Origin of the sequence: Pseudomonas serbiensis (assembly GCF_030580745.1) — a bacterium.
In the GTDB taxonomy this organism is placed as follows: domain Bacteria; phylum Pseudomonadota; class Gammaproteobacteria; order Pseudomonadales; family Pseudomonadaceae; genus Aquipseudomonas; species Aquipseudomonas serbiensis.
On record NZ_JAUQOO010000016.1, the window covers coordinates 107,588 to 131,759 of the forward strand.

The 24,172-nt window shown below is 56.1% G+C and carries 8 protein-coding genes and 1 pseudogene; 7 read left to right on the forward strand and 2 right to left on the reverse strand.

Annotated elements, in window-relative coordinates:
• Positions 1-11 precede the first annotated feature (11 nt).
• Both Q6A51_RS19690 and Q6A51_RS19695 read right to left on the reverse strand, forming a co-directional pair.
• A complete protein-coding gene (locus tag Q6A51_RS19690; protein ID WP_201006292.1) occupies positions 12-521 on the reverse strand; it encodes an MOSC domain-containing protein in 510 nt (169 codons plus the stop codon).
• Entirely contained in the window at positions 518-1,147 is a 630-nt protein-coding gene (locus Q6A51_RS19695; RefSeq protein ID WP_201006290.1) for a DUF1780 domain-containing protein, read from the reverse strand. The genes Q6A51_RS19690 and Q6A51_RS19695 overlap by 4 nt, the downstream gene beginning before the upstream one ends.
• Before the next feature lie 199 nt (positions 1,148-1,346).
• On the opposite strand from Q6A51_RS19695, the gene Q6A51_RS19700 reads away from it, so the two are divergent.
• From Q6A51_RS19700 to Q6A51_RS27585, 7 genes and pseudogenes are all read left to right on the forward strand, one after another.
• Positions 1,347-2,753, forward strand: coding sequence for a TolC family outer membrane protein (locus Q6A51_RS19700; RefSeq protein WP_304575523.1), 1,407 nt, complete (start codon positions 1,347-1,349; stop codon positions 2,751-2,753).
• Between the two features lie 149 nt (positions 2,754-2,902).
• Complete coding sequence (locus Q6A51_RS19705) at positions 2,903-5,065, forward strand: type I secretion system permease/ATPase (RefSeq protein ID WP_304575524.1); 2,163 nt, start codon at positions 2,903-2,905, stop codon at positions 5,063-5,065.
• Entirely contained in the window at positions 5,058-6,479 is a 1,422-nt protein-coding gene (locus Q6A51_RS19710; protein ID WP_304575525.1) for an HlyD family type I secretion periplasmic adaptor subunit, read from the forward strand. Before Q6A51_RS19705 ends, Q6A51_RS19710 begins: the two co-directional genes overlap by 8 nt.
• Positions 6,480-6,508: 29 nt before the next feature.
• Entirely contained in the window at positions 6,509-7,051 is a 543-nt protein-coding gene (locus Q6A51_RS19715) for a hypothetical protein (protein WP_304575526.1), read from the forward strand.
• A gap of 451 nt (positions 7,052-7,502) precedes the next feature.
• Positions 7,503-22,250, forward strand: a complete 14,748-nt coding sequence (locus Q6A51_RS19720) for a calcium-binding protein (RefSeq protein ID WP_304575527.1) — start codon at positions 7,503-7,505, stop codon at positions 22,248-22,250.
• A 150-nt stretch (positions 22,251-22,400) separates the two neighbouring features.
• On the forward strand, positions 22,401-22,577 hold the full coding sequence (locus Q6A51_RS19725; RefSeq protein ID WP_221556204.1) for a hypothetical protein: 177 nt from the start codon (positions 22,401-22,403) through the stop codon (positions 22,575-22,577).
• 563 nt (positions 22,578-23,140) lie between these two features.
• A pseudogene (locus Q6A51_RS27585) lies at positions 23,141-24,166 on the forward strand (cache domain-containing protein); the annotation flags it as partial.
• Positions 24,167-24,172: the final 6 nt, after the last annotated feature.

Sequence of the window (24,172 nt, forward strand, 5' to 3'; positions counted from 1 at the left end):
CTGTCAGTACGTTATACCGCGGGCAGATCCAAGGGTTCTACTCGCAGCATATCGTCCAGTCGGATGATTCCACTTTGTATCACTCGGGCAGTAATTCCGCCATGGCCACGTACAGCCTGGAAGGTTCCATGCCCCAGGCGTTGCTCAAGCCGGGCGCAGGGCTGGCACCAGCCGGTGGTTTCCAGGATCGCCTGACCGACCCTGAAGCGTCGGCCCTTGAGGCTGAACAGGTTGATGCCGCTGATGACCAGGTTGCGGCGCAGGTCCTGCGGCACGATGGGGTTATCCACAGGGCGACCCAGCAGTGAACTGACCACCGCCAGATGTTCCCACTGAATCAGCGTGACCTGCCGAGCATTACGGGGGCCGGGACGCGAGTGATCCCCGGTCAATCCTGCTTCGCGACGAGCTTCCACGGCTTGCAGCTCGATCATGTCGAGGCGTGACTGCGGACGCACGCCGATCCAGCGCACCAGGCCTTGTTGAGGCACATCGGCCAGCAGTTCTTGCAGGGGGCTCATAAACTGATTCCAACATCGAAGACGACACTGCGTCCCAGGTTGGTTCGCAGAAAATCCGGAGCATCCGGATGGGCAAACAATACTCGGGCGAAGGTCGGGCCTACCAGCGACAACGAGCGCCAGCCCTGGCGCAGGTATTCAGTCGGTGGTGGAAAGTGGCTGTTGAGGTCCAGCACTTCGCGTTTGAGGCTGGCAAAAGCGATGATATCCAGCTCGCCCAGATTCAGGCCGCGCTCACGGTAATTACTGGCTTTCTTGCGCAGTGTAGGCGCCAGCCTTCGCAGTAGCTCTGACGCCGGAATACGTTTGGGCTTGGCCTCCCGTCGTACCAACTGGCTCAGCGAGAACGCGCTACGTCGTCGTTCCAGCTCCTCGCGCCACTCATCATTGAGGCGTCGCCCTTCATCCAGAACAAAGAACACCTCGAAGCAGGCATCCCGAAACAGCACGTCAGGAGGCTCCTGACCCGCAGGCAGGAAGTCTTCGTGGCGATGGGAAATATTCAGGCCTTGCAGCAGCCGCTGACAAACCCAACGCTCGCGCTCCCACTTTCGCGCATTGGAAAGGAAGGAGTTGGCTTGTTCGGCCTGGCTCGTGAGCAGGCGTAAATAGTCTGAGTCATCCATGGCCCAAGCTTAGCGCCCAAATGTGAACGTGAAAAACAAAGACTGAGGTGTTTCGAGAGTTTTTTGTGGAGGGAAGAGGGCATGGATGCCTGCTTTAAAAAATACCGTTTTTACGACCTAAAGCTTTTCCTTTTTACGCCGAACCCATGGCGAGCCAATTAAATGACGCTCAGGAATTCCTTTCTTGCATGGAACGTAGATGAATCCCTCATTTTCTCTTGGCCTTGTCATCCTGTGCTGCGCCTGTGCATACAGCGGCTCGGCTTTATCACGTGATTTGTCTGGGCAACATGCGGATCTGCTAGGTGTTTATCAGGCCGCAGCAGTCAGCGATGCGCAATTGTCGGCTGCACGCCATGCCTACAAGGCCCAGCGCGAAGCGGTTCCGCAGGCGCGGGCAGGACTGCTTCCGAATCTGACCGCCGGGGCGACGTCTGAAGTAACCCGTCTGGAGCGGGATGAGCCCTCGCTGAATCGCGAGCGCAGCGGCACGACCTTTCGTGCCAACCTCAACCAGCCGTTGTTCCGTATCGATCGCTGGTTCCAGTTGAAAGCAGCACAGTCGAGCGTGAGCCAGGCCGAACTGACGCTTTCCGCTCAAGAGCAGACGCTGGTGCTGACGGCTGCTCAAGCCTACTTTGAAACCCTGCGCCAACTGGACGGTTTTGCCGCTGCCCAGGCTGAAGAGGCTGCACTGTTGCGCCAGCGCGATCAGGCTCAGGGTCGTCTGGAAGACGGTGCTTCTAGCATCACCGACGTGTATGACGCTCAGGCTGCCTATGACAATGCCCGCGCCAACCGTCAGCAGGTCCAGCGAAGAGTGGACGATGCCTATGAGGCACTGGAGCGCCTGACCAAACACACTTACACCTCGATTGCCGGCATGGGCCATCAACTGCCGGTCGAAGCGCCTGTTCCTAATGATGCCCGCGCCTGGGTGGATACCGCCGTGCGGCAGAACCTGGAGCTGCAAGCCAGCGAACATGCGGTCACTGCCGCCGAGCAGACGCTCAATCAACGCAAGGCCGGGCATGCGCCGACCATCGATGCCGTGGCCTCCTATCGCAAGGGCGACAACGACAGTTTTGGCTACAGCAACCCTACCGATTTTGGCAGTAACGGTTATCGCGACAAGGTTGCACAAAGCAGCATCGGCATTGAGCTCAGCATTCCCCTTTATTCGGGCGGGATGACCAACTCCCAGATCAAGGAGTCCACCGAGCGCCTTTATCAGAGCCAGGACGAACAGGAAGACCGCCGCCGCGAAGTGGTGTTGAACACGCGCAATGCCTTTCGCGGTATCAACGCCGGGATAGAGCAGATCACGGCCCGCCGGCAAAGCATTGTGTCTGGCCAGAAGTCCGTGGAAGCCAACCAGGTCGGTGTGGATGTCGGCTCGCGCAATATTGCTGACGTGCTCAATGCCCAGCGCCAGTTGTACGCGGCAGTCCGTGACTACAACGATGCCCGTTATGACTACATTCTCGACAATCTCAGGCTTAAACAGGCGGCTGGCACCCTCAGCCCCGATGACCTCAAGGCGCTCGCTTTGTACCTGAAACAGGACTATGACCCGGCCCGGGATTTTCTGCCGCCAGGGCTTTGAGCAAGGTTTTTTAGGGTGCGTAGCTCAAAAGTAACGATGTCGATACATTAGTTTCAAAAAGTGTGATACTCGTCACAGTGGCTTATTGCTACTGTTTAACAACTTGATCAGATTTGCCCATCCAAGTGGCATGTCGGCAGGGAAGCGCTATGAACGATTCAGGAATGGGCACTGCGGTGCCCGAAAGCGCCCCGCGCCTCGACACTGGCCTGGCCTCGCTGGTCATGCTTGCCCGCTTTCATCAGGTGGCGGCTTCGCCTGATCAACTCGCCCATGAGTTCGGCAGCCCCGACCAGAATCTGCCCCTGGAAAGCCTGCTGCTGGCTGCACGCAAGCTCGGCCTCAAGGCCAAGGTGGCCAAAACCAGCACAGAGCGTCTGGACCGCACGCCACTGCCTGCCATCGCGGCGGATAACAACGGCGGCTTCTTTATCATCGCGCGTCTGGACCAAGGCAATGCGCTGATCCATGACCCTCTCGCCCAGCGTCCTGAAGTCATTACCTTCGAGGCCTTGCAGGAACGCTGGACCGGCCAGTTGGTGCTGATCCGCTCGGAAGCCGGCACACCGGGCGAGTCCTCCCGTTTCGATTTCACCTGGTTCATCCCGGCCATCGTCAAATATCGCAAGTTGCTGGGTGAAGTGATGCTGGTGTCCTTCGTCCTGCAGATTTTCTCCCTGATCACGCCGCTGTTCTTTCAGGTGGTGATGGATAAGGTGCTGGTGCATCACGGCCTGACGACGCTCGACGTGATTGCCATCGGTCTGGCTGGCGTCATGCTGTTCGAGTCGGCGCTGTCGGGCTTGCGCACTTATGTCTTCGCCCATACCGCCAGCCGCATTGATGTGGAACTCGGCTCGAAACTGTTTCGTCACCTGATTACCTTGCCGCTGTCGTACTTTCAGGCACGTCGCGTGGGGGATTCCGTGGCGCGGGTTCGTGAGCTGGAAAACATCCGCAACTTCCTGACCGGCAACGCCATCACCCTGCTGCTGGATGTGCTGTTCTCGGTGGTCTTCATCGCCGTGATGTTCTACTACAGCGGCTGGCTGACCTTGATCGTCTTGCTGTCGCTGCCCTTGTATGTGCTGGTGTCGGTGCTGATTACCCCGGTGCTGCGTAAGCGCCTCAATGACAGCTTTGCTCGCGGCGCCGAGAACCAGGCGTTTCTGGTGGAAACCGTCAACGGCATCGATACCCTCAAGTCCATGGCCGTGGAGCCCCAGGCCATCCGCAAGTGGGACAACCAGCTCGCAGGCTATGTCGCTGCCGGTTTCAAGACCCAGAACCTGTCCACCATTGCCAACGAAAGCGTCTCCCTGATCGGCAAGCTGGTAACCGTCGCGACCTTGTGGTTCGGCGCCCGATTGGTGATCGACGGCCAGCTTTCGGTCGGCCAGTTGATTGCCTTCAATATGCTGGCCGGGCGCGTGGCCCAGCCGATCATGCGTCTGGCGCAACTGTGGACCAACTTCCAGCAGACTGGTGTCTCCGTTCAGCGCTTGGGCGACATCCTTAACACTCGTAACGAACTTTCCCAGGCCACTCGCAGCGCCTTGCCGCCCATCAAGGGCCGCATCGAGTTCGATCAGGTTCATTTCCGCTATCGCCCTGACGGTTCTGAGATCCTGCGCGGCATCAACCTCACCATCATGCCGGGCCAGGTGATTGGCGTAGTGGGTCGCTCGGGGTCGGGTAAAAGTACCCTGACACGCCTGTTGCAGCGGCTTTATGTACCCGAGCGTGGTCGCGTGCTGGTGGACGGCATGGACCTGGCGCTGGCTGATGTGTCCTCGCTGCGTCGACAGATCGGTGTGGTGCTGCAGGACAACATGCTGTTCAACCGCAGCATCCGCGAAAACATCGCCCTGAGCGATGCCGGCGCGCCGCTGGAAACCGTCATGCAAATGGCCAGACTGGCGGGGGCCCATGACTTCATTCTGGAACTGCCGGAAGGCTACGACACCATGGTCGGCGAGCACGGGGCCTCGCTGTCGGGTGGTCAACGCCAACGCATCGCCATCGCCCGGGCCTTGATGGGCAACCCGCGCATCCTGATTTTCGACGAAGCCACCAGTGCGCTGGACTATGAGTCCGAACGCATCGTCCAGCAAAACATGCAGGCCATCTGTAAAGGCCGCACCGTGATCATCATCGCTCACAGGCTGTCGGCGGTGCGCGATGCCAACCGTATCGTGGTCGTTGATCGCGGACAGATCGTCGAACAAGGTACCCACGCCGAACTGCTGACTCATCAGGCTGGCCATTACTCACGTCTGCATCGCCTGCAGCAAGGAGGCGGTCATGTCTAACGCCGAATCAAACGGACTGCTGCAACGTTATCGCCGGGTATGGCGCCAGTCCTGGCGTCGCCGTCATGAAATGGATGCGCCCAAGCGTCTGGCCCATGAAGTGCAATTCCTGCCCGCAGCCCTTGAGTTGCAGGACAAACCCAGCCACCCCGCGCCGCGGATCTTCATGTGGGCGATCATGGCCTTTGCCACACTGGCATTGCTCTGGGCCTGTCTGGGCCGGATCGATGTAGTGGCCACCGCCAGCGGCAAGGTCATCCCCAGCGGCAAGACCAAAACCATCCAGTCCAGCGAGACGGCGGTGGTCAAGGCGATTCATGTGCGTGACGGACAGTCGGTCAAGGCTGGCCAGTTGCTGCTGGAACTGGACTCCACCGCCGCCGATGCCGATGTCGGCCGCGTACGCAGCGACCTGCTGGCAGCCCGCATCGACAGCGCCCGCGCTGCCGCCATGCTCGACTCCATCAACCAGCGCAAACCGCCTCGGGACCTGACGGGCACCATCCCCGAAGCCGACCCCGAACACGTGCTTGCCGCCGAGCGCTGGCTGCAAGGCCAATATCAGGAGTACCGCAGCAGCCTGGACTTGGTCGAAGCCGAGATCCAGCAACGCCAGGCCGATATCCAGGCCGCCCGCATCCAGGTCGCGAGCCTGCAGAAAACCCTGCCCATCGCCACCAAACTGGCCAACGACTACGAAAGCCTCCTGCAAAAGCAATACATCGCACGCCATGCCTACCTGGAAAAGGAGCAGGCCCGTCTCGACCTCGAACGCCAGCTCAGCGTCCAGCAAGCCAGCGTGCTGCAATCCACCGCCGCCCGCCAGGAAGCCGAACGCCGCCGCGAAGGCGTCGTAGCCCAGACCCGCCGCGCCATGCTCGACCTGCTGCAACAGGCCGACCAGAAAATCGCGGCCTTCAGCCAGGACCTCACCAAAGCCCGCTATCAGGAAGACCTCACCACCCTCGAAGCCCCGGTGGACGGCACCGTTCAGCAACTGAACGTCCACACCGTCGGCGGCGTCGTCACCCCCGCCCAACCCCTGATGATCCTCGTCCCCGATGGCCAGCCTGTGGAAGTGGAAGCCATGCTGGAAAACAAGGACGTCGGCTTCGTCCGCGCCGGCCAGCCCGTCACCGTCAAAGTCGAAACCTTCACCTTCACCAAGTACGGCACCATCGAAGGCGAAGTCATCAGCGTCTCCAGTGACGCCATCGAAGATGAAAAGCGTGGGCTGATCTACAGCAGCAAGATTCGTCTTAACAGCGACACGCTGAATATCAATGGCACGGATATCAAGTTGTCGCCGGGTATGGCGGTGACGGCGGAAGTGAAGACTAATAAGAGACGGGTGATTGAGTACTTCCTGAGTCCGTTGCAGCAGCATGCGTCGGAGAGTTTGAGGGAGCGGTAGAAGAAATTTCTATGTGGCCAAGAGCAAGGATGAGCAGTTTGAAGCGTTCTTTATTACTGTTTTGCTGTTGTTTCTTATTGGTCGTACTTTTACTTCCAGAGACCTCTCAATCATACGAGGGTCGCTGTGACGTTGCTCGAATGAAATTTAGTGTTTCCTCGGCGACGTGTGACATTTTGCAGTCGACCTCTTCGAGCGTCGTGACTTTTGGTGTTAATACCGATGACATGAGTATTGTGTCTCCCGGGAAGGCACAAGGTAATCAAGTCATTGTACGTATTCGTCGCGTCGAGATACCCGTTGCTCGTTCACAGGTTGGTTTGCGCGGTTTCGAGCCTGTTTCAATCAATAAGGGGCGCTCGAAATACGAAGTTCGCGGTCGGGTGATTTATACCTTTGTCGATAAGGGGAGCGAAGTCGTATACGTGACTCGTGGTTTGAGTACATATGAAGGCAATCGGATTTTGTCGGGGGGTGCTGAACTGTTATACCAGTTTGATATTGCTCGTGATGATTTTGAAGCACTGAATGAAAAGCTATTGAAACTACTTGAATCTATTGGTATTCGCTGAGAGGGATGTCATGAGCATTTTGAGCCTTAACCCAAGCCAGGTCTCTACGTTAGGTAATTTGCAAGCTCAGGGTAATTACCCCGGTGCGTATGCTTATCTTAAAACCATTGTAGACCAGCAAGTGGCCTCCGATCCCGGTGGGCAAAATGCTGTTGAGCTGGGGAAAATATCAAACTGGCTTTCTGCTGCTCAGTCTATCAACCAGAATGATGGTAGTTTTTATAGTGATATGGTTCGCGGGTCGGTACGTTTTGCAGCCGCCGCCGATGGCAGGTCTCTATCCGATGCCGATTTTCAGGTTGCATCTGATGCGCTGGCGAATAATGTTCTTAATGATGTCATGGGGCAAAATGGTATCCCGCCGTTACAGGATATTATTGACGCGGATGTACAGTCTGCTGTTTCAGATCTGAACCTTCAGCGCTGGAACTGGGCAGGAACTATCGGGGATATGCTTCCTCCGCCATTGGGCCTTGATGGTGACTATGTACAGATCGGAGGTGATACCTTCAGCGAGTACATGGGGAATCTGACAGAGGCCTTGCTGCAAAACGTTGCAGGCATGATGAAGTACTTGGGACTGGATGAGCCTATCGGTTCCGTTTTTGAGTGGATGTGGGATGACTTGGGGCTTGATGAGTTTGGCCAGTCCTTGGGCGGATTCATTTATGACACGGTTCAAAAATATTTCTCCGATGCCTATTCATATATTGACCCTCTGGTACTGGATCTTGATGGTGATGGTGTCGAGACTGTTTCGCGAGATAAAGGGATCGTATTTGACCACGATGGGGATGGGCATAAGCTTGGAACGGGTTGGGTCAGTGCGGATGATGCACTGCTGGTACTCGACAAGAATAAAAATGGCACCATAGATAATGGTTCTGAACTGTTTGGTGTCAATACTGTATTGAGGAATGGTAAAACCGCCGCAAACGGGTTTGAAGCTATTGCTGATCTCGATGATAACGAAGACGGCATCTTTGATGAGCAAGATGCTGCTTTTGCTTCGGTCAAGGTCTGGCAGGATCATAACCAGGATGGTATTTCCCAATCTAATGAATTAAAGACACTGGCCGCACTGGGTGTTACGTCAATCAATGTGACAGGTGCAGTACACGGCTCTGCCAATAATGGAAATATCATATCCAATCTGGGCTCTTATACGCGCATCGATGCCCAGACAGGAGCGGAAACCCAAGGTATCGTAGGTACCATCGATTTCGCCCAAAATACGTTTTATAGAGAGTTTCCCGACAAGATAGCGTTGGATGAAGAAGCAAAAAAACTGGCCGATATGCAGGGCTCAGGCACTGTGCGTGATCTTCGTGAAGCCAGCATGCTCAGCAGTTCTTTAAAGCAGGCTTTGTCTGATTACTCATCCGCCACTACTCGTCAAGCGCAGTTGGCGTTGGTAGATCGTTTGCTGGGGGCATGGGCCGGGACGAGCACCATGGATTCCTTTGATGAGCGAGTCGAGGACCTGGGGACCGGTTTTTATCAGGTAAAATTCAGTTACTCGTGGGAAAAACCCTCGTCCACTTTTATAGCCAGTGATAATGGCGGAAATAATACGCCTGCCCCTTCCAGAGAGCCTACCGCTGCACAGCTTGCTCAGCAAAACGCTCTTGAAAAGATAAAGATACTGGAAGCATTTACGGGTATTGAGTATTTCAATTTTTCTTCCCGGGAAGAAGGTGAGGGTGATAACAAGAAAGTATTCTTGTCAGCCAGTTCCGGAAACAGTGCCGGTGGACATCGCACGGTTGGCGCTTTGCTTACGGGAACAATATATATAACCGAAGAAAATCTGAGCTTGCAAAGCTTTCAGATTGACCAGATCAATAAAGCTTATGATGCTTTGGTCGAGTCGGTTTACAGAGGCCTGTTGTTGCAGACGCGTTTGCAGAATTATACCTCGCTGCTTGGGGTTTCATGGAGTGGGGATGGTTTTGTCATCGATTACAGCGCCATCACTCAGGAGCTGGCGCGTGTTCATGCACTGGATCCGGTCAAGGCCATTGTAGACGGAGCAGAGCTGGGCGCTTCGTTGAAGAAAGGTATATGGAATGAGTCGATATCAACCTGGCTGAATGAGCTTGATGATGTTGGCCTGGCACAGTTGAAAGCTGTATACGGTGGAAAAAATGCCGTGCTGTTGGGTACGGTTGCCGGCGATAGTTACAGTGGCACGGAGCAAGATGATTTTCTGGTCGGTGCCAAAGGTAATGATTATTTAACAGGAAGCGGTGGCAATGACTTCCTCATTGGCGGTGATGATAATGATTACCTTAGTGGCGGAGTGGGTGCCGATGTACTGAGTGGTGGGGAGGGCAGTGATACTATTTATGGCGACGGTGGTGATGATCTTCTGCTGGGTGATGCCGGCAACGATTACCTCTACGGTGGCGATGGCTCGGATACCTATTTCTTTCGTTCCGGCTGGGGACAGGACACTGTCAATAACTATGACCTGACGACTAACAAACAGGACACCATAGAGTTCTCCGAAGAAATTTCGCCTTCCGATATTATTGTAAGCCGCAGTTATGATGATCTGCTGTTGAGCCGACGTGGCAGCACTGATCGCATTACTGTCAGTAGCTATTTCAATCGTGACGCTGCTGGCCCTTATGCACTGGAAAGCATAAGTTTCGCTAATGGTACTCAGTGGTCTGTAGATGAAATCAAGGCGATGGTTGTCGTCGCGACTGATGGTAATGACTCTATATGGGGTTACGCCTCAGACGATACCCTTCGTGGCGGCCTGGGTGATGACACGCTTCAAGGTCTGGCGGGTAATGACACCTTGCTCGGCGAAGCTGGCAACGACTATCTGTACGGCGGCACGGGTGCAGATCAACTGTCAGGTGGTGATGGTTCGGATTATTTGACTGCCGGTGAGGGCAACGACACGCTGCTGGGCGATGCGGGCAATGACACTCTGTATGGCGACTCGGGCAACGATATCCTGGATGGCGGTATCGGCAACGATTACCTCTATGGTGGAGAAGGCTCCGACACTTACCGTTTCAGCCGTGGCTGGGGTCAGGATTCGGTCAATAACTACGACTCCAGTGTTGGCAAGCTCGATGTTATCGAGTTTGCGGCAGATATCTTGCCGACTGACATCATTCTCACTCGTTCAGGTTCTGATCTTGTCCTGTCGTTGAAAAATGCCACTGACAAGATCACTGTTTCCAGCTACTTCCAGAATGATGGCGATACTCCTTACGCTCTGGAGCAGATCCGGTTTGCTGATGGGACTCAATGGAGTGTCGAGCAGGTCAAGGTCATGGCCGTCCTCAGTACCGATGGCAGCGATGTTCTGACCGGCTATGCCTCTGATGACAGCATTAGCGGCGCTCAGGGAGGCGACACCCTCAGCGGCCTTGCCGGTGACGATGTTCTGAATGGCGATGGCGGTAACGACACCCTGTACGGCGGCATTGGTCAGGACACCTTGAACGGCGGTGCCGGCTCGGATTATCTGTCTGGCGAAGACGGTAACGACATTCTGGATGGCGGTACTGGCAACGATACTCTCGACGGTGGTCGTGGCTCCGACACTTACCGGTTTGCCAGGGGGTATGGTCAGGACGTTATCAATAATGGAACCTACAGCGAAACAGCGGCAGACAAGATCGATGCCATCCAGCTAGACGGCCTCAATCCGGCTGATCTGCGGTTCTCGCGTTCGAGTGACGACCTTGTCATTCAGATCAAGGCGACAGGCGATACCCTGACCGTACGCTCGCATTTCAGCCAGGAAGGCACCTCGCCCTATGCCATCGATCAACTGAAGTTTGCCGATGGTTCTGTGTGGGATGGCGCGCAGATCAAGTCTGTTGTTACTCAGGCTTCGGAAGGTGCTGACACCCTTACAGGTTATGCCACCGCAGACAGCCTTTCCGGGCTGGACGGAAATGACACGCTCAGTGGCCGTGCAGGCGATGACGTGCTCGACGGCGGCAACGGTGCGGACACCTTGAATGGCGAGGAAGGTAACGACACCTTGCTGGGCGGTGCAGGTAATGACTCGCTCAACGGCGGTTATGGCAATGATGTGCTGGATGGCGGTTCGGGCAACGATACCCTTGAGGGTGGCTATGGCTCCGATACCTATATCTTCCGAAAAGGCTCGGGCCAGGACACCATTTACAACGCTGTTTACAACGAAACCACGGTTGGCAAGCAGGACGTGATTCGTCTGGAAGGGCTCAACCTGGGCGACATCAACCTGCGTCGCGAGTCCAGTGATCTGATCATCCAGATCAAGGAAACCGGCGATACCCTGCGTGTTTCCTCACACTTCTCTCCTGCCAGTACTTACTACAACTACGCCATCGATCAACTGCAGTTCGCTGACGGTACGGTCTGGGGTGTGGAGCAAATCAAGGCGTCGCTGCTGACGGGGGGCGAGTTCAACGACACGCTTACCGGTTACGACACCGACGATACCCTTCAAGGCTTGGTAGGCAATGACACGCTCTATGGTGCTCTTGGCAACGATACTCTGCTGGGAGGTGCGGGACGCGATACGTTATACGGCGAAGACGGTGACGACACGCTGTCAGGCGGTGCCGACAACGACAGCCTGGTGGGCGGCAACGGCAACGATGTACTGGATGGTGGTGCGGGCAACGACACGCTGGAAGGCGGCAAGGGATCGGACACCTATATCTTCGCCAAAGGGTCTGGTTCCGATGCAATCGATAACTCGACTTACAACGATACGACCGTCAACAAACTCGATGTCGTGCGTCTCGATGGCTTGAATGGCGAAGACGTGAGTCTGCGTCGCGAGTCCGATGATCTGATTGTGCAGATTCGCCAGACCGGCGAAACCCTGCGTATCCGTTCGCATTTCAGTGCTGAATCCAGCAACTGGAGTTATGCCATCGACCAGTTGCAATTTGCCGACGGTACCGTCTGGGATCGAGCGCAAATTACCGCAAGCCTTCTCAATGGTACTGAAGGCAACGACACCATTACGGGTTATGACACTGCCGATACGCTGTCCGGGCTGGCCGGCAATGACATCCTCTATGGGCGTAATGGCAATGATGTACTCGATGGCGGTGACGGTAGAGATACCCTGAACGGTGAGGCCGGTGATGACACCCTTCTGGGTGGTACTGGCAACGACACGCTCTATGGCGGCTCTGGCAACGATATTCTGGACGGCGGCAGCGGCAATGACTCGCTGGACGGTGGCTTCGGCTCCGATACCTACGTGTTCCGCAAAGGCTCGGGCCAGGACACCATCAGCAACTACGCCTACAACGACACTACGCTGAACAAGCTCGATGTTGTCCGTCTGGAAGGCTTGAGCGCCGATGACGTGAGTATCCGCCGCGAGTCCGACGACCTGCTGATCCAGATTCGCCAAACGGGCGAAACTCTGCGGGTCAGTTCGCATTTCTACAGCGATCAAAGCTATGGCTATGCGATCGATCAGTTGCAGTTTGCTGATGGCACGGTCTGGGATCAGGCCAAAATCACGTCGGCGCTTCTGATTGGTACGGAGGGCAATGACACCATTACCGGCTATGCGACAGATGATGAGCTGACTGGTCTGGAAGGTGACGACGTATTGAGTGGCCGCGCTGGCGACGATTTGCTCAGCGGCGGTGAGGGTCGCGATACCCTCTATGGCGAAGAGGGCAATGACACGCTTCTCGGAGGGCTTGGCAACGACACCCTGTCCGGCGGCGCTGGCAACGATACGCTCGATGGTGGTGCCGGTAATGATTCCTTGGCGGGTGGCAAGGGCTCTGATACCTATGTTTACCGCAAGGGCTCAGGGCAGGACACCATCAGCAACTATGCCTACAACGACACCACGGCCAACAAGCTGGATGTCGTTCGTCTGGAAGGATTGAATACCGGTGATGTCAGTATCCGTCGCGAATCCGACGACCTGCTGATCCAGATTCGCCAGACCGGCGAAACCCTGCGGGTCAGCTCGCATTTCTACAGCGATCAAAGCTATGGCTATGCGATCAACCAGTTACAGTTTGCCGATGGCACTGTCTGGGATGAAGCAAAGATCACGGCAGCCTTGCTGATTGGTACTGAGGGCGATGACAGCGTCACTGGCTATGCCAGCGACGATAATCTCATCGGTCTGTCAGGCAATGACACTCTGAGCGGCCGTGCTGGCGATGATCTGCTTGATGGTGCCGACGGTAAGGACACGCTCTACGGCGAGGACGGTAACGATACGCTGCTGGGTGGCGCAGGTAACGATGCGCTGAGCGGTGGAACGGGTAACGACCTGCTTGACGGTGGTGCCGGTAACGACACCCTGGACGGCGGCAAAGGCTCTGACACTTATGTCTTCGGCAAGGGCTATGGTCGCGACACGATCAACAACTATGTCTACAACGACACTACGCCGGACAAGCTGGATGTCGTGCGTCTGGATGGGCTGACCACGGAGGATGTCAGCATCCGTCGCGAATCCGACGACCTCGTGATCCAGATTCGTCAGACTGGCGAAACCCTGCGGGTCAGCTCGCATTTCTACAGCGATCAAAGCTACGGTTATGCAATCAACCAGTTGCAGTTCGCTGACGGTGTCGTCTGGGATCAGGCACAGATCACCGCAGCCTTGCTGATTGGTACAGAGGGCGACGACAGCATTACCGGTTACGCGAGTGATGATCGTTTGTCCGGTGCCCAAGGCAACGACATTCTCTATGGCCGTGCCGGTAACGACACCCTGGAAGGTGGTGACGGCAAGGACACGCTCTACGGTGAAGATGGCAACGATACGCTGCTGGGCGAGGCAGGCAATGACACCCTCACCGGTGGCTATGGCAATGACACCCTGGACGGCGGCGCTGGTAACGACTCGCTGGATGGCGGTTACGGTTCGGACACCTATGTGTTCCGCAAGGGCTCGGGCCAGGACACCATCAGCAACTACGCCTACAACGACACCACGGCCAACAAACTGGACGTGATTCGTCTGGAAGGTCTGAATGCTGCCGATGTGGTGATGCGTCGTGAGTCCGATGACTTGATCATTCAGATCAAGGAGAGCAGTGAAACCCTACGTGTCAGCTCGCACTTCAGCACCAGCGTTCTCTACGGCTATAACATTGACCAGATTCAGTTTGCCGATGGTACGACGCTGAGCAACGAACAGATTCGTACGGCTCTGCTGACCGGTACCGAGGTCGATGAGACCGTTACAGGGTATGAGTCGGCAGACAGCCTGTTCGGCCTGTCGGGCAACGATACGCTGAATGGTCGTGCCGGTGACGATACCCTCGACGGTGGCGATGGCCGTGACACCCTCAACGGTGAAGATGGCAACGACACGCTGCTGGGTGGTGCAGGCAATGACACGCTGAACGGTGGTTATGGCAACGACACTCTGGACGGCGGTAGCGGAAATGACTCGCTGGATGGCGGCTACGGCTCCGACACCTACGTATTCCGCAAGGGTTCGGGCCAGGACACCATCAGCAACTATTCCTATAACGACACCACGGCCAACAAGCAGGACGTGATCCGGCTGGAAGGTCTGAATGCGGCTGATGTGGTGATGCGCCGTGAGTCCGATGACCTGATCATCCAGATCAAAGAGAGTGGCGAAACCCTGCGGGTCAGCTCGCACTTCTACAGCAGTGCTATCTACGGCTATGGCATCGATCAGGTGCAATTTGCCGATGGCTCGGTACTCACCAATGAACAGATCCGTGCTGCCTTGCTGACCGGCACTGACGGCGATGAAACCGTTACAGGTTACGAGTCTGCCGACAATCTGTTCGGCCTGTCGGGCAACGACATTCTGAATGGCCGTACCGGCGACGATATCCTCGACGGTGGTGATGGCCGCGACACTCTCAACGGTGAAGAGGGCAACGACACGCTGCTGGGTGGTGCAGGCAATGACACTCTCACCGGTGGCTATGGCAATGACACCCTGGACGGCGACAGTGGTAACGACTCGCTGGATGGCGGCTACGGTTCGGACACCTATGTGTTCCGCAAAGGTTCCGGTCAGGACACCATCAACAACTACTCCTATAACGACACCGCGGCCAACAAGCAGGACGTGATCCGGCTGGAAGGTCTGAATGCGGCTGATGTGGTGATGCGCCGTGAGTCCGATGACCTGATCATCCAGATCAAAGAGAGTGGCGAAACCCTGCGTGTCAGCTCGCACTTCTACAGCAGCGCGATCTATGGTTATGGCATCGATCAGGTGCAATTTGCCGATGGCACGGTGTTGACCAATGAGCAGATCCGTACGGCGTTGCTGACCGGTACCGAAGTCGATGAGACCCTGACAGGTTACGAGTCGGCAGACAGTCTGTTCGGCCTGTCGGGCAATGACACCCTGAATGGTCGTGCCGGTGATGACATCCTCAACGGTGGTGATGGCAATGACACCCTCAACGGTGAGGATGGCAACGACACCCTGGACGGTGGCAGTGGCAATGATTCATTGAGTGGCAACTACGGCTCCGACACCTATGTGTTCCGCAAAGGTTCCGGCCAGGACACCATCAACAACTACTCCTACAACGACACCACGACCAACAAGCAGGACGTGATTCGTCTGGAAGGTCTGAATGCGGCTGATGTGGTGATGCGCCGTGAGTCCGATGACCTGATCATTCAGATCAAGGACAGCGGTGAGACCTTGCGGGTCAGCTCGCACTTCTACAGCAGTGCCATCTATGGCTACGGCATCGATCAGGTGCAGTTTGCCGATGGGACGGTACTGACCAATGAGCAGATTCGTACGGTATTGCTGACCGGCACTGAATTCGACGAGACCCTTACAGGTTACGAGTCGGCAGACAGTCTGTTCGGCCTGTCGGGCAACGACACCCTGAATGGCCGTGCCGGTGATGACATCCTTAACGGTGGCGATGGCCGTGACAGCCTCAATGGTGGTGATGGCAACGACACCCTGGATGGAGGCAGTGGCAATGATTCGTTGAGTGGTGACTACGGCTCCGACACCTATGTGTTCCGCAAGGGCTCGGGCCAGGACACCATCAACAACTATTCCTACAACGACACCACGGCCAACAAGCAGGACGTGATCCGTCTGGAGGGGCTGAACGCTGGCGATGTGGTGATGCGCCGTGAGTCAGATGACCTGGTCATTCAGATCAAGGACAGTGGTGAAATCCTGCGGGTCAGCTCCCACTTCTACGGCAGTGCCATCTACGGCTATGGCATTGATCAGGTGCAGTTTGCCGACGGGGTGATCTGGAGCAAGGAGGATATCAGCGCCAATCTGTTCACACCTGTAGCGGTCACTGCGTTGACTGTCTCCGGCACGGAAGGAAGCGAAACCCTTACCGGTGGCGCCGGTAACGATACGCTCTACGGTTATGGTGGCGATGATGTGTTGGAAGGTGGTGCCGGTAATGACCGTCTGGACGGTGGTTCTGGCAATGACACCTACCTGTTTGGCGCGGGTTCGGGCCAGGATACTGTTTCGGCCTATGATTCAGCGCAGAACAAGGTCGATACCGTCAAACTGGTCGGGCTGAACAGCAGTGATGTCACTGTGACTCGGGAAAGCAGTGATCTGGTGATCAAGGTCATCGGTACCCTGGACAGCCTTCGAGTCAGCAGTCACTTCGTGAGCGATGCGACCTATGGCTATCAGATCAACCAGATCCAGTTTGCCGATGGCAGCATCTGGGATCAGCAAGCCATCAAGGCTCAGGTGCTACAGGGCAGCGATGCAGACCAGTCGCTTTGGGGCTACGCCACCGATGACCTGATCGATGGCGGTGCCGGTGACGATACCCTCAGCGGTGGTGCTGGCAACGACAGTCTGGCCGGTGGTTCGGGGGCCGATACCCTGAACGGTGAAGAGGGTAACGATCTTCTGCAAGGCGGATCGGGCAATGACACCCTCAACGGTGGCGCGGGCAACGATGTGCTTGATGGTGGTGCTGGCAATGACCGTCTGGATGGTGGTGCCGGTGATGATACCTACCTGTTCGGCAAAGGCTCGGGCCAAGACATTGTCTCGGCTTATGATCCAACGCAGAACAAGGTCGATACAGTCCAACTGGTCGGGTTGAACAGCAGCGATGTGATCGTCTCCCGTGAAAGCAGTGACCTTGTAATCAGGGTAATTGGTACCACGGACAGCATTCGAGTCAGCAGTCACTTTGTGAGCGATGCGACCTATGGCTATCAGATCAGCCAGATCCAGTTCGCCGATGGCACTGTCTGGGATCAGCAGGCTATCAAGACCCAGGTGTTGAAGGGGCGTGATGCCGATCAGTCTCTGGGGGGCTATGCCAGCGATGATCTGATCGAGGGCGGTGCGGGTGCCGATACTCTGAACGGTGAGGACGGTAACGATCTGCTGCAAGGCGGATCGGGCAATGACACCCTCAACGGTGGCGCGGGCAATGACATCCTCGATGGCGGCGCTGGCAATGATCGTCTGGATGGCGGTGCCGGTGACGATACCTACCTGTTCGGCAAGGGTTCGGGCCAGGACATTGTCTCGGCTTATGATTCAGCGCAGAACAAGGTCGATACCGTCCAACTGGTCGGGCTGAACAGCAGCGATGTGATCGTCTCCCGTGAAAGCAGTGACCTTGTGATCAGGGTGATCGGTACCACGGACAGCATCCGGGTCAGCAACCACTTCATCAACGATGCGACCTACGGCTATCAGATCAACCAGATCCAGTTTGCCGATGGCAGCATCTGGGATCAGCAGGCCATCAAGACTCAGGTACTGGAAGGGCGTGACGCCGACCAGTCTCTATGGGGTTACGCCACCGATGATCTGATCGAGGGCGGTGCCGGTGATGACAGCCTCAATGGCGGCGCAGGCAACGACAGCCTGTCCGGTGGTTCCGGAGCCGATACCCTGAACGGCGATGAGGGCAACGACCTGCTGCAAGGCGGATCGGGCAGCGACACCCTCAATGGCGGTGCTGGCAACGATGTGCTTGATGGCGGTGCAGGCAATGACCGTCTGGATGGCGGTGCCGGTGACGATACTTACCTGTTCGGTAAAGGAGCGGGTCAGGACACCATCTACTACGCCAATGAAAGTCGTGCAGGCAAGCTTGATCAGGTCAAACTGGTTGATCTGAATGCTGCCGATGTCAGCGTGGCGCGTGACGGTTATGACCTGGTGATTCGTATCAACGGCACGACCGATACCCTGCGCGTCGTTTATCACTTCATGGGTGATGCGACCTCCGGTTATCAGATCGACCGCATCCAGTTCGCCGATGGCGGCGCCTGGGATCAGGACGCGATCAAGACTCAGGTACTGCAAGGCAGTGATGCCGACCAGTCTCTGGCGGGTTACGCCACCGATGATCTGATCGAAGCGGGTGCCGGCGACGACACCATCAGCGGTGGTGCTGGCAACGACAGCCTGGCCGGTGGTTCGGGTGCCGATACCCTGAACGGTGAAGAGGGTAATGATCTGCTGCAAGGCGGGTCGGGCAATGACACCCTCAACGGCGGTGCTGGCAACGATGTACTCGATGGCGGTGCGGGTAATGATCGCCTGGATGGTGGTGCCGGTGACGATACCTACCTGTTCGGTAAGGGCTCGGGCCAGGACACCATCTACTACGCCAACGAAAGTCGTGTCGGCAAGGTCGATACCATCAAACTGGTTGACCTGAATGCAGCAGATGTCAGCGTCGCACGCGATGGTTATGACCTGGTTGTTCGTATCAACAACACGACCGACAGCTTGCGCGTTGTCTATCACTTCATGAGCGACGCCACGGCTGGTTATCAGATCGATCGTATCGAGTTTGCCGACGGCAGCTTCTGGGATCAGAGCGCAATAAAAGTACAAGTGCTTACCAGCAGCCCTGCTGATCAGGCCTTGGCCGGCTTTGCCAGCGATGATCTGATCGATGGCGGTGCAGGCGACGACACCCTCAATGGCGCAGCAGGCAACGACAGCCTGTTGGGAGGCGATGGTGCCGATACCCTGAACGGCGACGAGGGTAACGACCTGCTGCAAGGCGGATCGGGCAACGACATCCTCTACGGTGGCAGCGGCAATGACATCCTCGATGGCGGTGCTGGTAATGACCGTCTGGATGGCGGTGCCGGTGACGATACCTATCTGTTCGGTAAAGGCTCGGGTCAGGACACCATCTACTACGCCAATGAAAGCCGCGCAGGCAAGGTCGATCAGGTGAAACTGGTTGATCTCAATGCCGCCGATGTCAGCGTGGCGCGTGATGGTTATGACCTGGTGATCCGTATCAACGGCACGACCGACACCTTGCGCGTTGTCTATCACTTCATGAGCGATGCCACTGCGGGTTATCAGATCGACCAGATTGCGTTTGCTGATGGCAGCTTCTGGGATCAAACCGCGATCAAGGCGCAAGTGCTGCAAGGCACTGAGGCGGATGAAACTCTGGCCGGTACGAGCAGTGATGACACCATCAATGCCGCTGCGGGTGACGATGTCATCAACGGTGGCAGCGGCAACGACACCCTTTCGGGCGGTAGCGGTGCCGACACCTTGAATGGCGAGGATGGCAATGATGTGCTGAATGGGGGCGACGGTAAGGACACTCTCAACGGCGGCAATGGCAACGACCAACTCGATGGTGGTGCTGGCAATGACATGCTGGACGGCGGAAATGGCGACGACATTTACCTGTTCGGCAAAGGCTCGGGTCAGGACAGTATCTACTACGCCTATGAGGGGCGCGCAGACAAGCTCGATACAGTGAAGCTGATCGACTTGAATGCGGTGGATGTGAGCGTACGTCGCGAGGGTAACGACTTGCTCATTCGCGTGCTGGGCACCACCGACAGCCTGCGCGTGGTGAGCCACTTCACCAATGACGCAACCTATGGTTACCAGATCGACCAGATCCAGTTCGCTGACGGTAGCACCTGGAATCAGGCCGCGATCAAGTCCGCCGTTCTGCAAGGTACCGATGCCGATGAGACGCTGGCGGGTACCGCCACTAATGACAGCATTGATGCAGGCGCCGGTGACGACACCGTCAATGGTGGCAGCGGCAACGATACGCTGTCAGGCAGCAAGGGCGCAGATACTCTCAATGGTGAAGCCGGAGATGATCTGTTGCTGGGCGGTCTGGGTAACGACACCCTTAATGGCGGTCTTGGTAACGATATCCTTGATGGCGGTGCGGGTAACGATCGTCTCGATGGCGGAGATGGCGACGATACCTATCTGTTTGCCAAGGGATCCGGTCAGGACACCATTTACTACGCCTATGAAAACCGTGCGGGCAAGCTCGATACCGTCAAGTTGGTTGACCTGAATGCCGCAGATGTCAGCGTGCGTCGTGATGGTAACGACCTGCTCATTCGTGTGCTGGGCAGCACTGATAGCCTGCGCGTTGTTTATCACTTCATGAGTGATGCGACCTATGGCTACCAGATTGATCGCATCCAGTTCGCCGATGGCAGCTTCTGGGATCAGGCAGCCATCAGGAATCAGGTACTGCAGGGCAGCGAAGCCGAGGAAACCCTTACAGGGACCGACGGTGACGATGTCATCGATGCCGGAGCGGGTGACGATGTCATCAATGGCGCTGCTGGCAACGACACACTGATGGGCAATGCCGGGGCTGATACGCTGAACGGCGGTGTGGGCAATGATCTGCTGCAGGGCGGTTCGGGCAACGACACGCTCAATGGCGGCACCGGCGATGACATCCTTGAGGGCGGCCTGGGCAACGACCAGCTTGACGGTGGCGATGGCAACGATACTTATCTGTTCGGCAAGGGGGCGGGTCAGGACACCATCTACTACGCCTATGAAAACCGTGAGGGCAAGCTCGACACCATCAAGCTCACTGACCTCAATGCTTCTGATGTCAGCGTACGCCGTGACGGTAACGACCTGATCATCCGGGTGTTGGGCAGCACCGACAGCCTGAGAGTGGTTTACCACTTCCAGAGTGACGCCGCTGGCGGTTATCAAATCGACCGTATCCAGTTTGCCGATGGCAGCTTCTGGGATCAGAACCAGATCAAGTTCCAGGTGATGCAAGGCTCGGACATTGATGAAACGCTGTCGGGGACGTCCAGCAATGACGTGATCGACGCGGGTGCTGGCGACGACACGGTCAATGGTGGCAGTGGCAATGACACCCTGTCCGGCAGTGCTGGCGCTGACACGCTCAATGGCGATGCGGGCGACGACTGGCTGCAAGGTGGTGTCGGCAATGACACGCTCTATGGCGGAGACGGCAACGACGTCCTGGACGGCGGTGCAGGCAACGACCAACTGAACGGCGGTAACGGCGACGATACTTACCTGTTCGGTAAAGGCGCAGGCCAGGACACCCTCTACTACGCCCATGAAAGCCGTACCGGCAAACTCGATACCGTGAAGCTTGCTGATCTCAATGCGAGCGATGTCAGCATCGTTCGTGAGAGCAATGATCTGATCATTCGCGTGAATGGTACGACCGACAGCCTGCGAGTGATGAGTCACTTCTCCGAGGACGCAACAGGCGGCTATCAGATCGACCAACTGCAATTTGCCGATGGCACGACCTGGAATCAGTCGCTCATCAAGTCGCACGTATTGCTCGGCAGTGCATCCGATCAGACCCTGCGTGGCTACACCAGTGACGATGTCATCAGCGCTGGCGACGGCGATGACAGCCTCTTTGGTGATGCGGGGAATGACAACCTGTCCGGCGGCACCGGCGCCGATACGCTGTATGGCGACGCAGGTAACGATAACCTCTTCGGTGATGCCGACAACGATACGCTCTACGGCGGAACAGGCAATGACGTACTCAATGGCGGCGCTGGCAATGACTACCTCAGCGGTGGCGATGGCAGTGATACCTACGAGTTCGGCATAGGTTCGGGCAGAGACACCATCAGCAACTACGACACCGGCAGCAGCACGGATGTACTGCAGTTCGGCGCCGATGTCAGCCTGGAAGACCTGTGGTTCCGCCGCAGTGGCAACGATCTGGAAGTCAGCATCATCGACACCAGCGACAAGGTGTTGGTAAGCAATTGGTATGCAGCCAACGACTACCAGGTGGATCAGTTCAAGACAGCCGATGGCAAAACCCTGCTCGACAGCCAGGTACAAAACCTGGTCGACAGCATGGCGTCATTCGGAGTCGATGCAGGAGCAGAGAGAAACCTGACAGCTGCACAACAAACGCAACTGGAGGCAGTGCTGGCTGCTAACTGGCAGTAAGTCTGAGGAAGAGGTGTGCCGGTAACGGTGCACCTCTTTTGAAGAGCGCTGAAGGTTTGTGCGTTCAGATAGACTTTCGTGTGTGGAAGAGTTTCTTGATTTAAATAAATCGTCAGTCCGTAAAGCTTTATGAAAACTTAAGGAGTTTTTATGCAAACAGGAAATGTTGAAGCTCGAGATAATACATCTGAGGTCTGGTGTGACAAGTGCGCAAAAGATGGGCAGCGAAAAGGAAGCTTTATAGTTACAGGAAACGCTTCTGCTCAACCTTGCCAAAGACCAGGCTGTGATGATCCGCAGGCAGAAATGAAAGCCAGGAAAAAATGAACGTGTCCGGTGAGCGTTATTTAAGATTCGCTCACCCCATTTTTTGAACTGTGATTCTGTGCAGTTTCATACTGATCCCTGCATTTATGCATTCGATCTGATCCGCATTTTTCTCCACCACCTGAATCTGTACCGCAACCCATCCCCACCTCACAATCTCCACACCGCAGTACTCCCCGAGGCGTCTGCCACGTGCTGTATCGCACATCTGTTCCTGTAGGAGGCCTGAGATGGCTAAGCTTGCATTCTTCCTGATTGGTTTTTTGATCCTCACCATCGGCATTGGTCTGCTGGGTACTATTTCTCCTTTGTAGGCGGGGGAATTCCGGGACATTTCCGGGTGGTTGCAAAAGAGATTATTACTCTGGAAATCTCTTCTAATCGTTGAATTCTGTCGTGGGTTGGCATTCTTTGTCGTTTACAAGCATGCTTTTCGGTATTCACGAAAATTCAAATTCAAAACAGACATAGTACAAAAGCTCTATATCAATCAAACGCTTGATTGCATATGGCTACCATCCTGTTTACGATGAATCTTCTTTCTAAACGCACGGAGCGACTTGATGAAGATTGTCCATAAGGCTGGCCTTGCCGCAGCTTTCGTACTGTTCTGTACCACCAGTTTGTTGTCGGTGACGCAGGTCGCAAAGGTTCGTGACACTCTTCACAGTCAGGTATCGGCAAGCATTGCCGAGTCGAGCAATACACTCGCCAGACAGATCGAGAACTGGCTGAACTCCAAGCTCAAGCTCATGGATCTGTTGAGCCAGAATATCGACAGCAACTACAGCACCCAGAACCTTCAGCACCTGATTGGCAGCCCTCTGCTCAAGGATGAATTCATTCTGGTTTTTGGCGCCTTGCAGAGCGATGGCAAGCCCATCAAGAACCTGGAGTCCTGGAAGCCGAAACCTGACTGGGATGGGCGTACACGCCCTTGGTATGCAGTTGGCAAGGCAGCCAGCCAGGCTGTGCTCACCGAACCCTATGTCGACTCCACAACCGGAGAAACGCTGATTTCTGCCGTTACACCCTTGCGAGGTGCCGGCGCGTTTCTCGGTGTGATCGGCGGTGATGTCCGTTTGAAAAGCGTGTCCGATACGATCAACACCATGGACTTCAACGGTGCTGGTTACGCTTTTCTGATGAGCAGCAGCGGCAACATCATCTCTCACCCGAACAGTGCTTTGAACGGCAAGAACTACAGCGAGCTGTTCGAGGGCAAGAACCCGGCCCTGGAGAACAGGCTGCAGCCAGTCAGTGCCTCTGGCAAGGACCTGCTGGTGTCTTTTACTCCGCTGTCCAACCTCAAGGGTATGAACTGGTACATCGGCGTCGTACTGGATAACAGCATCGTCATGGCAGAGGCCAATAGCCTGAGCTGGCGAGCGGCTATTGCCACGCTGCTGGGTGTGCTTATCAGCTTGCTGGTGCTGGGCGCGCTGATGAAGCGACTGCTCAAACCCCTTGATCTGCTCCATACCTCCTTGCGGGAAATCAACAGCGGTGAAGGCGACCTGACCCGACGTTTGCCCGATTCCGGCACCGATGAAATTGCCCTGTTGTCCCGTGAGTTCAATCGCTTCATGGAAAGC